Below are 12,243 nucleotides of genomic sequence, written 5' to 3'. Positions count from 1 at the left end.
GAGCGGCCAGTTTTCACTTCCTTGCCGGATGGCAACGGTCGCGTGGGTGAACACGATCTCCCCACCCAAAATATGGCTAATCAACACGCCTGATAGACGACTTTTTCACAACGCTTGTAAGGGTCATAAAAAAGCTTTATCCTCATCTTTCAGTTTATCGATTTTATCCGCAGTTTTGTACACCCTTGCTGTGAACTTTCCCTGAATTCGACCGCAAATGTTGGAAACGTACAAAAAGAGGCTTATCAAAAGCCTCTTCAAATTCCCTGCAGCATCTGTTTGATTTCCGGCGGCAACTCGATCGCCTTTCGCTTCTGAGCATCGATCATCACCCAGGTAACTTCAGCCTGGCAGGCCAACTCGCCAGCGGAATTGTAGATAGTCTGCCCGATCACACTGCTTTTTTTCCCAACTCGGGCGAGATCAGAGATGATGCGGATCTGCTCGTCAAACTTCAACTCTTTCATATAGTCGATACTGACATGAACCACCACTGGCAAGATTTCGCGTCGGTGGAACTCTTCCATGGTCAGGCCGATCTCACGCAACCATTCAAAACGAGCCCATTCCAAATACTCCAGATACTTGGCATGATTGACGTGACCAATCATGTCCACATCCGTGGATCGGACAGTCAGCTCAAATTCCTGTTGCACAATGCCACTCCTCTCTCCACAGTAAATACAGTATACCACAATATGAATGATTGTTCATTCATATTGTGGTGCATAAAACCGCTCCGAAAGAGCCACGATTGGGGTATGAACTTCTATATAAGGATGTGTTCCGGATGCGCTGGGTGTTGGTCCTTTTATTGCTTTTGATCCTGATCTATCTCTATTATCAATTTTCTAAGCCTAAACAGCATGAGCACGACTTGGACCGCCTGAGTCCCACGGCCAACACTGACCGAAAAGTGATCTGGATCCTAGTCGACTCCCTCATGTCCCCTGCCATCGATCAGGGAGTCAACAATAAAGAGCTTCCCGCACTCTCCTATTTGATTCAACAGGGAATCTATAATAAAGAAATGGTCAGCTCCTTCCCTACCATGTCCGTCACAGTGGACAGCACCCTGCTGACCGGGACTTACCCAGACCAACATCGAATTCCTGGGTTGATTTGGTTTGATCTAAAGGAAAAGCGACTGGTCAACTATGGAACCGGCCTTCATGAAATCGTCAGCGATGGTATCCAGCAAACCATCGAAGACGCAGCCATTCATCTCAACAATAGTCATTTGAGCAAAGAGACTCCGACGGTTTACGAAGAATTGGCTGATCGGGGAATCCAGAGTGGTTCTATCAACGGGATGATCTATCGAGGAAGGGCAAACCATGTCCTCTCCTTTCCCTCGTGGATGGCCTCCCCCACCCCGCTCCCGGAACGGTTGAAGGGGAAAGGACCCGATTTTTTATCTCTAGGTGCCTTTTCCAATCCGCTTCAGGAGAAAGTTCCTCTTTCCGAGGGGCCTGCCCAGGAATTCGGCTTTAATGATGATTACGCCATTGAAACCACCCGATATTTGATCCAAGAAAACCGGCTACCAGATTTTCTGTTTGTCTATCTACCTGATCTGGACAAACCTATTCATAAAAAGGGAGGTGGGGCCGCAGAAAGACAAGGACTTCAAAAACTGGACCAAAACCTCCAAAAATTACTGGACAGCTTTTCCAGTTGGGAGGAAGCGCTAGAGAAAATCATTTGGGTGATCGCGGGAGATGGCGGGCAAACTCCCATCCACCCCTCAGATCAAAACCCTGTCGTTCGGCTAGATCAACTTTTCCAAGAATACCATGTGCTACAACCCGGTCATCCCCCCGATGACCAAACAGAACTGGTCTTGGCCGTCAACGAACGCTCTGCTTATGTCTACTCCTTGAAGGAAGAGATCTCTTTGCAGACTCTGGCGGACATCCTGAAAACAGATGAGCGGATCGACCTGATTGCCTTCCCCGATAAAGGTGACTGGATTCGGGTGCTGAATGCTACCACAGATCAAGAGTTGTTATACCGGATGGGTGAAGACTGGACGGACTCCTATGAACAAGCTTGGGATCTGAAAGGAGACCCGGCTGCTCTCGATCTATCCTTGGATCAGACAAAAAAGTGCCTCTCATACGGCGATTTCCCTGATGCCCTAGCTCGCCTCTCCGCTTCCCTGAACTCCCATGCCGGTCGTTTTCTGGTGGTGACAACTCGCCCCGGCTATGAATTGGCCGATACTTCCTCACCCCAGCACAAGGGAGGTGCCGGTCACGGTTCTTTACACCGAATCGACTCGGTGGCTCCGATCATCATCGCCGGTACGGATCAAAAACCCCGCCACTGGCGTATCGTCGATCTAAAAGCATTTATCTTGGATTTGATGAAATCGGGTCCAAAGAATAGCTGAAAACTTTCCAGCCAACAAAAAACACCCTGTCGATCTTCAGGATTCGGACAGGGTGTTTCTGCGCAACAGAGGTGAAGCTGCTCAATCAGCTCTTGGAGGAATCGATCTCAGGCAAAATCGTCTTGGCGATTTTCCCATCCAATTCTTCATAATCGTAATAACGAATGGTGTCATACAGCTCTTGCCTCGTTTGCATATCTTCCAGCGAACCTTTTTGGGTACCTGTATTCATGATTTCGGAAAAAACCCGTTCATAGGCTTTGGCCGCCACCCGCAGGGAAGTGACCGGATAAATTACCATCCGAAAACCCCATGCTTGAAACTGATCGGCGGTGTAATAGGGGGTGCGACCGAACTCTGTCATATTGGCCAAGAGCGGCACATCCACTTCAGCACCTAACCGCCGAAACTCCTCTTCATCCTGCAACGCTTCTGGAAAAACAGCATCCGCCCCTGCTGCTACATATTGCTTAGCCCGGTAAATGGCGGCATCGATTCCCTCGACACCTTTTGCATCGGTCCGGGCTACAACCACCAAAGACGGAGCCGTCTCCTTGATCGCTTGGATTTTTTGCACCATCTCTTCTGTTGAGACCAACTGTTTTCCGTTTAAGTGGCCGCATTTTTTCGGAAGTTGCTGATCCTCCATCTGAACGGCGGCCACCTTCGCCTCCACCATCTCCCGTGCGGTACGCGCTACATTTAATACTCCACCGAAACCCGTATCGATATCGACTAGAAGAGGAAGGCTCGTCGCGCGCACCAAATCTCGCGCCCGGGTAGCAATCTCCTCCGAGTGGATCACTCCGAGATCAGGCAGTCCCCGGCTCGCCGTGTACGCCGCCCCGGATAGGTAAAGGGCTTCAAAGCCCATCCGTTTGGCGATCAATGCCGCCATCCCATCATGGGCCCCGGGAATTTTCAGGATCGGGGGAGACTGGATCCGACGACGGAAATCTGCGGCCAATTCTGATTGGTTGCGTTCTTCTTCGATCAGCCATGACATGGAGATTCCCTCCCATCAACTGGATGTCGTACAGAATATCACGGATACACCTGGCATGTAGGGAGAGTTCCCCACCTGCTTCTCAGATGACCAATGCCTTCATCAAGTCAGGCACCGGCGTCTGTTCCAATCGCTCCCGGTCAGCCAACGTCAGATCCAGTATTTGATTCACCTGTTGCTTAGGGAAACGTGTCGCCAGGTTGGCCTTGTATTTCTCGATCAACTTCGGTATCCCTTCCTCCCGGCGTCTGCGATGTCCGATGGGATACTGGCACTCCACCTCTTCCGTTGCCGTGCCATCCTTAAAGTAAACCCGGATCGCGTTGGCGATGGACCGCTTGTCAGGATCGAGATAATCTTGGCTGTATTGCTGATTTTCGGTAACCACCATCTTTTCCCGTAGTGCATCGATACGCGGATCACTGGCCACATCATCTTCGTAATGATCGGCTGTCAACTCCCCAAAAAGCAGTCCGATCGCTGTGACGTACTGCAAACAATGGTCGCGATCGGCTGGGTTGGAGAGGGGTCCCTTTTTGTCGATAATCCGGATGGCAGCTTCGTGGGTGGCAATCTCGACACGGTCGATCTCATTCAGCCGCCCCTTCACTTCTTCATGGAGCTGAATCGCGCACTCCGCCGCTGTCTGAGCGTGAAACTCCGCCGGATAGGCCACCTTCAGCAGAACATTTTCCATAACGTAAGAATCCAAGGGCCGAGCCAGTTTTAATTCCTTTTCTTTAAACAGGACATCGTGGAATCCCCACGTTTTGGCGGATAGAGCCGTCGGATACCCCATCTCTCCATTTACCGCCATCAAGGCCAACCGAACGGCACGGCTAGTAGCATCCCCAGCCGCCCAGGATTTCCTCGATCCTGTGTTGGGCGCATGACGGTAGGTCCGCAGACTGGAGTTATCGATCCATGCATTGGACAGAGCAGCTAGCACTTGCTCCCGATTCCCGCCCAGCATTGCCGTCACAACCGCTGTGGATGCAACTTTGACAAACAGCACATGGTCAAGACCCACACGGTTCAGACTGTTTTCCAGGGCTAAAATTCCCTGAATCTCATGCGCTTGGATCATGGCTGTCAATACGTCTTTCACCGTCAGGGGATCTTTCCCTTCAGCGATATTCCTCCGACTCAGATAATCGGCGACTGCCAGAATTCCCCCCAAGTTGTCTGAGGGATGTCCCCACTCTTGGGCCAGCCACGTGTCATTGTAATCCAACCAACGGATCATACACCCGATATTAAACGCACCGTGAACCGGGTCCAGCTCAAACTGCGTGCCTGGAACCCGTGTACCATGGGGGACCACCGTTCCCGGGACGATCGGCCCCAAATGTTTGGTGCATTCGGGATAGCGAAGAGCAAGCAGGCCACACCCCAAGGTATCCAACAAGACGTAATGTGCTGTCTCATAGGCTTCATGGCTGTCAATCTCGCCTTTTACAACGTAGTCGGCGATGTCCACCAGAATTTTATCGAATGTATGGGCTCCTGATAGTGTCACAGGGCTCGTCATGATGATTCTTGCCTCCCCTTCGATTTAGTGAAAATTATTTTCGCATTTTAAGGATGGAGGTTCCGCGGTCCCGTATAGTGAATGCGCGGCCGGAACAGCCGGTTATGATCGTGCTGTTCGATCACATGGGCACTGATCCCCGCTGTCCTCGCTGCCAGAAAGATCGGCGTATAAAGGTCAATCGGAATATCCAATAGATAGTAAACCGGAGCGGCGTAATAATCGAGGTTAGGATAGAGCCCTTTCTCCCGAAGCATAACCGCTTCCCCGATTTCGCACATTTCGTATAAGTCGCTCTGGCCTTTCTCTTCCGTCAATTTCAGCAAGGCCTGTTTCATCAGTAGCGCACGCGGATCCATTTTCCCCATGTACACACGGTGACCAAATCCCATAATCCGCTCTTTGTTACGCAATTTCTCCAAAATCAAGGGCTCTATCCGATCTTTCGACTGGGCCTCCAGGAGCATTTTCATTACTGCTTCATTGGCTCCGCCGTGGAGAGTCCCTTTCAGTGAAGAAACCGCTCCTGTCAAGGCTCCATAAAAATCGGACAGGGTTGAGGCAATCACCCGGGCGGCAAATGTTGAATTCGGCATTTCATGTTCGCTGTACACGATCAGCGACTGATCGAAGGCTTGTGCTTCACTATCTGAAGGCACCTTCCCTGTCAGCATGTATAAAAAGTTGGCGCTATAAGGTAGATCTTTCCGGGGTTGAACTACAGATTTTTTCATTTTGACTCGGTAACTATTAGCGATGATCGTCGGTACTTTGGCCAATAAGCGAATCGCTTTCCGGCGATTGGCTTCCCGTGAACGATCCTCCAGTTCCTCATCAAAGCTGGCGAGGGCCGAAATCCCCGTCCGCAACGCATCCATCCCATGGGTTTCTTGCGGGAGTAAATTCAGCACCGATAGAACCGCTTCGGGAAGATCAACATCCGCTTTCAGATCCTCCTCCAAGGCTTCCCGCTCCTCTTCACTGGGAAGTTTTCCGTCGAGGAGAAGGGCGATCACGTCTACATATTGAACTTTTTTGGCCAGTTCGATCAGATCATAGCCACGCAAAACAATCTCTTCCGCATCCACATCCAGGAATGAGATTTCCGTCTTGCTGGCGATCACTCCTTCAAGACCCGGCCGATAATCCTGTTCCGTTCGCATCATTTAGCGCCTCCCTATGATGATCGACGTTAAGGGACAGACTCAACAGGAAAGTAAACGATTTCAAAACGAAGGACAAGGAGACATCTCCCCAAATAGAGATCCCCAAGCGGATCCATCCCAAAGCCACAGGTTCCGGATGCCAGCGGACGACTAACCCCTGTAAGTGAAGATGTTGGTCGCTTACATCACAAATGTATACAAATATACAATCTGAGTCAATAGCAGGCAAAACAGTTTATGTATCCGATGAATCTCGATCGATGTGATAGCTTAGCGTCTCCTTGGTCAACTCCAAACTACGCCGAATGTGTGCCCGCATCGCCCATTCAGCCTCTTCTGCTTTTCGCTCCCGGATGAAGTGAAAAACTTTTTGGTGTTCCTGAACAGGGAGCATCGGCATATATTCCGGATTTAGGTAGCCGCCCAGACGGCGATACCGCTCAATTCGACTGTTTAATTGATCTAAAAAGCGGATCGCAGTTTCGTTGTGCCCGGATTCATACAAAATATGATGAAATGCGCTTCCATGCCGGATGAGGCTCAGACTTTGTTTCTTTTCCGCAGCCCTCTCCATCAGTGTCAATACTTCTTCTAGTTTCCCGATTTGCTCCGCAGTAATATGTTGGGTCGCCTCCTTGGCGATCAAACCTTCCAACACCTCTCTGACCTCAAAAACTTCCTCCGCCTCTTCCACTGTGATCGAGGCGACAGCGATTCTTCCGTTTACCCTCCGGATGATCAAACCCTCCAGCTCCAACCGATGCAGCGCCTGCCGAAGAGGCGTCCGGCTGACATCTAATTCCTTTGTCAACATCTCCTCGTTCAGCTGTTGGTCTGGTTTATAATCCAATTCAATAATTTTCCTTTTCCAGAGTGTCGTATACCACACTGCTAACCGATTGCCGTTTGAGCGAATTTGACAACATCATATCGTCCTTTCTCGCTGTTAAATCGATACAGGGCAGGCGTGTTGATTCATAATATTTTAGGCAGGAAATCAGGTGGGGATGGTGGGACGGTGAAGAGCTTTTGCGCTCTTTGCAAGAGATCATAGCTCTCCCACCATCTCTGTCCCCTTAAGCCATATTTTACGATGGGGGCAATGGAAAGAGGGAAAGGATCCTTTCCCTCTTTCCATCATCCACTTATGGTTAATCAACAGCCCTGTGATTCGCCATATTTTCAGAGGAGTTTTTACTCGCTCTTTATCATACAAGATTGTGGTTCGTCGTAGGAAGTATACTCATGGTTTTAGATCGAAAACCATCCCGGATGATCAGGGCCGCCTTTTTCTCCACTCCGATGGAAGCTGGAAAAAGCCGACCGGGAAGTCGGCTTTTTGAACATTTATCCTCCTGTCAATATCCAGTGCATCCACTGCCCCATGAAGATCCCGACATAATTTCCAATCGCATACCCTAGCACCCCCAACAAAACGGCAGGGGTGACTAGAGTAGTCCATCCTTTGGAACTGGCCAGGGCAAGGGCTGTGGATGGGCCACCTACACAAGCCTGGCTAGCTACCGCCAACATCTCCACTTCCACCTTGAAAATCCGCCCCATTCCAAAAATGATGAGGCCGTGAATTCCAACCACAATCGAAATAAACAGGAACACCACCGGCCCTTTGTCCACCAGCGTGCCCAGGATTGTGCCTGCCCCCATTGTGGCGAAGAAAAAATGAAGGATGAAGTTGCCCACTTCTTCCCCACCTTTTAACCGCTTTACCGGAGTGAAAACCGCCAACAGCAAAGCCAAGGTGGTATACCAGACTACCGACGGAATCTCCAAACCGATCCATCTATCCATCCAGAGAGTGATCGCTTCCGCCACCGCCACCACTGTAAAGGAGATGGCCAACAGAAGGACCAAATCCTGAATTCCCCATTCCCCCCGGTTCCAAAATGAAGTTTCTCGACGTTTCGCCACTGGAGCGGACCGGGTGCGAATACTAGGATACCAACGAACCAGAATCACCGGTAGGATCGCCGTCATCACCATCCATATATTCGTCATGATGTTATCTGCTGCGGCTCCAGTCGCATACATCGTTTCCGAGGTTCCCAAGGCATTGCCAACAGCGGCGTAGTTGATCCCTCCGCCGATATAGCTGGCGGCAAACTGACCGCCCAATTTCCACGCTTCTCCGCCGATCCCTCCTGCAGTCAACCAAACCCCCACTACTGCACCGACAGCCGTCCCCACCACTCCCAACGCAAAGGCTACCAACGCCGACCTGCCCAAAGAGCGAACCTGGCCAAAATCCGTCGCTAACAGGAGCAACACGATCGCCAAAGGAACTCCGTAGTCCCCTGAAAAAATATAGACAGGATTCAGTTCTTCTTCCCCCACAGAGGAAGGGATCACCCCCAGATTCACTAGGACAGCCCCTCCGGTGATCACCAAAATCGCCGTACCTAACCAGGAAAAAAATCTGAACCGACGATCCAGCCAAAAAGATAAGGCGATAAGAGATGTGATGACTGCCCCCACACCAAAGGGGCTGGTCACCAAAGCCTCACTCGTCATTTCCCCACCTCCTCGGACGCCGATCTTAGGAACCCTTTTCCCCATCATAGCAAAAGAACTGAACCAATAATTGCAATATTCCCTCCATATGAACCAGCATCCTCTCCCTTTATCAAGTTATTTTTATGCGGAAGCGAAAATGGATAGGCCACTTCTCTCCTGATGATCTTAAAATGAATTGTTTACTTTAATGGGTCGAACGCGACTTCCCCACCTGAAATCCAGATCATCCACACACCTGAAAAAAAGGCGGTTGCATTGAATAAACATCGCATCCATAAAGGGGCGAATCCGCAAAAAAGTAAAAAAATACGTTGTGATATCGCGCTTTCTCCGCCTTGTGAGGATCCGGGTCTCATGCTACCATATGAGTGTGTTATCTAAAATTTCTGTACCCCTTCACAGCCTGAAGGGGCATTCCTTTTAGGTGAAATGGATCATGCAAGGAGGACTCATCATGGGAAAAACCCGACACACCGGTCCTGTCTCCCTTCCTAAAATACCGGACCCCAACCATTGGGTAAGCTACGTTCCCTTCGGGATGGAGAAGACAAAACCCCGGCATATCCGGGACACGATGAAAGTCGTTTGGAAGAACCGGGACAATCTGCCCTATGCCTACCGGATCCTGACCCAGGGGGTCTGTGACGGTTGTGCATTGGGTGTGGCTGGTCTAAAGGATCAGACCTTGACCGGACCTCATCTGTGCACCACCCGCCTCAATGTCCTGCGCCTCAATACGATGCCGGCGATGAAACCGGAAATTCTTCACCAAGACATCGATGAACTGCGCAAACTGAGTAGCGAAGAGCTTCGTAATCTGGGGCGGATCCCCTATCCCTTGCTCCGGGAACCCGGAGATCGCAAATTCCGGCGCATTTCCTGGGATGAAGCCTTAGATCGGGTCGCGGAAAAAATGAAAAAATTGGGCCCCCGACAGTTTGCCTTTTATCTGACGTCCCGGGGAATCGCCAACGAAACTTACTACACCGCCGCCAAGGTAGCGCGTTTTCTGGGTACCAATCATATCGATAATGCTTCGCGAATCTGCCACTCTCCATCCAAAACCGCTCTGAAACGCTCCCTCGGAATCGGAGCCTCCAGTTGCAACTACAAGGATTGGATCGGAACAGACGTTCTTGTCTTCTGGGGATCAGTCGCCGCCAACAACCAGCCCGTCTCCACCAAATATATGTACGCCGCCAAGCGCAAAGGAACCAAGATTATCGTCATCAATCCCTATCATGAACCGTCGATGGATGCCTACTGGGTTCCCTCCATACCAGATTCCGCCCTGTTTGGCACCCGGATCGCCGACGATTTTTACCAGGTGAACATCGGCGGAGATATCGCCTTTATGAACGGAGTGATGAAGCACTGGTTTGAAATGGAGGAGCAGAACCCCGGTTCTGCCATCAACCATTCCTTTGTTCAGGCACACACCCACGGCTATCAATCCCTGAAAGAACACATCGAAAAAACCGATTGGGCGGAGCTGGAGCGTTCCTCAGGGCTCAGTCGAGAACGGATGCAAGAGTTCGCTGAACTTCTCGCCGGGGCGCAATCCGCTGTTTTCGTGTGGTCCATGGGGCTGACCCAACATCGTTTCGGTACAGATAATATTTCCCAGGTAGCCAATCTCGCTCTGCTCCGCGGGTTTCTCGGCCGGGAACATTGCGGTGTCATGCCCATCCGGGGACACTCCGGCGTTCAAGGTTCCGGTGAAATGGGGGCCGACCCCTTCAGCTTACCTGGGGGTGGCTTTGACGAGACCAACCTGCAACGGTTGGAAAAGGTGTGGGACTTTGAAATCCCCCGTTGGCAGGGGGATATCGTCGGTATCACCCTGGAGAACGCCCTCCTTCCTGAGGATCACGAGCAGAAGACCCGTCTTTACTACCTCTCCGGCGGCAACTTTTTGGAAACCATGCCTGATCCGGACTTCGTTCGCCGTAGCCTGACGGAGCTGGATGTTCGGGTACACCAGGACATTATCTTCAATACCTCCACTTTGCTGGACGCTAGAGAAGCGGTGATTGTCTTGCCGGCGATGACCCGGTATGAGCAACCTGGAGGTTGCACCTCTACTTCTACGGAGAGAATGGTCTATTTCTCCCCGGAAATCGAGGGGCCTCGGATCGAAGAAGCCCGCCCCGAGTGGCAAATCTACCTCAACTTGGCGGCACGGGTCAAGCCCGAGGCCAAAGAGCGTCTCCGCCTGGAAAATGCGCAACAGATCCGGGAAGAGATCGCCCAGGCCGCACCGGACTACGACGGAATCCAGCATCTGCAGAAACAGGGGGATGTGTTCCAATGGGGAGGGGCTTGGTTGTGTGAAGGAGGGGTCTGTCCCACCCCGGATGGCAGGGGCAACCTTCTTCCTATAGAACTGCCAGAACATCGAGAAACGGAAGGGCACTTCCGGATCACCACCCGACGGGGCAAACAATTTAACTCCATGATCTATAGTGAGACCGATCCCTTTAATAACGCAGATCGTTTGGATGTACTGATCCATCAGGAAGATGCTGCGAAGCTCTTCATCGAAGAAGGGGACGCGATCGTCCTGTATAACCAGCACGGACGCTTTCACGGTAAGGCACGCTTTGCCCCGATCCGCTCCGGCAACTTGGAGGTGCACTGGCCAGAGGGAAATATCCTCATCCCCAAAGGGGTCTATGAAGAATACGCAGGAATTCCCGAATACAACACGACCTGCATCCTTGAAAAAGCGGAGACTTTTTATGGACGTAAAGATGTGAAATACGTAGAAAAACGGGTAGCAGATCTGGAAACCGAGATCAGTTGATGCTCTGGATATGTTACTATGATAAATATCCTTGAACGAACTTGATCACAGATATCCCCTTCCCCTTTTGCAAAGAGCTGGTTCCCATATGGAGGAAAAACACGATGAAACCGATTCTAACTCTATTTCAATGGATACTCTCCATCGCCGTGGCCGCCGTTCTCGCCCTGTTGATCACCACCTTCTTGATCGAACCGGCGGAAGTTCACGGTCAATCCATGGAGCCGACACTTCAGGACAAGAACTATATCTTTGTATCTAAAATCCCCCATACTTTAAACCAAACTCCCGAATACGAGGATATCGTGGTCATCGACAGCCAGATCGAGGAGAAACATACTCTGGTCCGAGAATTGAAGGAAGCCTCTCTCTACCGGTTGCTCACAGGAAAAGAGCAAACCGACAGCCGCTGGCTGAAACGGGTAGTTGGAAAGCCGGGAGATATCCTGGAATTCAAAGACAACCGGGTGTATCGTAACAATGAATTGCTGGAAGAGTCCTATACCCTGGACGATACAACGGATCCCTATCACCAAACCAAATATAAAATCCCTGAAAACCATGTCTTTGTCATGGGGGACAACCGAGATAACAGCAGAGACAGCCGAGAGATCGGCCCGGTCCCAATCGACCACGTGCTGGGCAAAATGATCTGGCGAACCGATCGCTTGCCCTTCCGGTAATAAACAATAAACAACAGAAAAAACGGCCCCTTTGGTCTTGACCCCGTCAAGTAGACAATGAAAAAAAGAACGGTTATGCGGCGACTTTTTCCCGATGCTCTACAGGGGAAAGGTCGCCCAATTT

The 12,243-nt window shown here is 50.9% G+C and carries 9 protein-coding genes; 3 read left to right on the top strand and 6 right to left on the bottom strand.

What is annotated here, in order from left to right; genetic code table 11:
• Window positions 1-257 precede the first annotated feature (257 nt).
• Window positions 258-656 (bottom strand): acyl-CoA thioesterase, encoded by a 399-nt coding sequence (locus JOD24_RS15635; protein ID WP_380163318.1) that lies wholly within the window; start codon window positions 654-656, stop codon window positions 258-260.
• Window positions 657-790: 134 nt separating this feature from the next.
• On the opposite strand from JOD24_RS15635, the gene JOD24_RS15630 reads away from it, so the two are divergent.
• Window positions 791-2,395, top strand: a complete 1,605-nt coding sequence (locus JOD24_RS15630) for an alkaline phosphatase family protein (RefSeq protein ID WP_380163319.1) — start codon at window positions 791-793, stop codon at window positions 2,393-2,395.
• Between the two features lie 85 nt (window positions 2,396-2,480).
• On the opposite strand, the gene prpB is transcribed toward JOD24_RS15630, so the two are convergent.
• From prpB to JOD24_RS15605, 5 genes are all read right to left on the bottom strand, one after another.
• Window positions 2,481-3,401: a methylisocitrate lyase gene (gene prpB / locus JOD24_RS15625; protein WP_380163320.1), complete on the bottom strand. Its 921-nt coding sequence runs from the start codon at window positions 3,399-3,401 to the stop codon at window positions 2,481-2,483.
• Between the two features lie 82 nt (window positions 3,402-3,483).
• Entirely contained in the window at window positions 3,484-4,932 is a 1,449-nt protein-coding gene (locus tag JOD24_RS15620; protein WP_380163321.1) for a bifunctional 2-methylcitrate dehydratase/aconitate hydratase, read from the bottom strand.
• Window positions 4,933-4,979: 47 nt separating this feature from the next.
• Window positions 4,980-6,095 (bottom strand): citrate synthase, encoded by a 1,116-nt coding sequence (mmgD, locus tag JOD24_RS15615; protein ID WP_429247308.1) that lies wholly within the window; start codon window positions 6,093-6,095, stop codon window positions 4,980-4,982.
• Between the two features lie 238 nt (window positions 6,096-6,333).
• A complete protein-coding gene (locus JOD24_RS15610; protein WP_429247307.1) occupies window positions 6,334-6,948 on the bottom strand; it encodes a GntR family transcriptional regulator in 615 nt (204 codons plus the stop codon).
• A 497-nt stretch (window positions 6,949-7,445) separates the two neighbouring features.
• Window positions 7,446-8,627 carry a DUF819 family protein gene (locus tag JOD24_RS15605; protein WP_380163323.1) on the bottom strand — a complete coding sequence of 394 codons (1,182 nt, stop codon included), beginning with the start codon at window positions 8,625-8,627 and terminating at the stop codon, window positions 7,446-7,448.
• 457 nt (window positions 8,628-9,084) lie between these two features.
• Between JOD24_RS15605 and JOD24_RS15600 the strand changes: the two genes are divergently transcribed.
• Both JOD24_RS15600 and lepB read left to right on the top strand, forming a co-directional pair.
• Window positions 9,085-11,436 (top strand): FdhF/YdeP family oxidoreductase, encoded by a 2,352-nt coding sequence (locus tag JOD24_RS15600; protein ID WP_429247306.1) that lies wholly within the window; start codon window positions 9,085-9,087, stop codon window positions 11,434-11,436.
• A 104-nt stretch (window positions 11,437-11,540) separates the two neighbouring features.
• Window positions 11,541-12,119: a signal peptidase I gene (lepB, locus tag JOD24_RS15595; protein WP_429247305.1), complete on the top strand. Its 579-nt coding sequence runs from the start codon at window positions 11,541-11,543 to the stop codon at window positions 12,117-12,119.
• The last annotated feature ends 124 nt before the right edge of the window (window positions 12,120-12,243 follow it).

It is taken from the genome of Kroppenstedtia sanguinis (genome assembly GCF_050433445.1).
GTDB classification, from domain to species: Bacteria; Bacillota; Bacilli; order Thermoactinomycetales; family DSM-45169; genus Kroppenstedtia; species Kroppenstedtia sanguinis.
Note: the sequence above shows the minus strand (reverse complement) of the source record. Positions and strands in the feature narration are given on the sequence as shown.

Excerpts from the sequence above, each read along its gene's own strand:
- JOD24_RS15630 (WP_380163319.1), top strand. The coding sequence starts at position 791 with ATGCGCTGGGTGTTGGTCCTTTTATTGCTTTTGATCCTGATCTATCTC.
- prpB (WP_380163320.1), bottom strand. The coding sequence starts at position 3,401 with ATGTCATGGCTGATCGAAGAAGAACGCAACCAATCAGAATTGGCCGCA.
- JOD24_RS15620 (WP_380163321.1), bottom strand. The coding sequence starts at position 4,932 with ATGACGAGCCCTGTGACACTATCAGGAGCCCATACATTCGATAAAATT.
- mmgD (WP_429247308.1), bottom strand. The coding sequence starts at position 6,095 with ATGCGAACGGAACAGGATTATCGGCCGGGTCTTGAAGGAGTGATCGCC.
- JOD24_RS15605 (WP_380163323.1), bottom strand. The coding sequence starts at position 8,627 with ATGACGAGTGAGGCTTTGGTGACCAGCCCCTTTGGTGTGGGGGCAGTC.
- JOD24_RS15600 (WP_429247306.1), top strand. The coding sequence starts at position 9,085 with ATGGGAAAAACCCGACACACCGGTCCTGTCTCCCTTCCTAAAATACCG.
- lepB (WP_429247305.1), top strand. The coding sequence starts at position 11,541 with ATGAAACCGATTCTAACTCTATTTCAATGGATACTCTCCATCGCCGTG.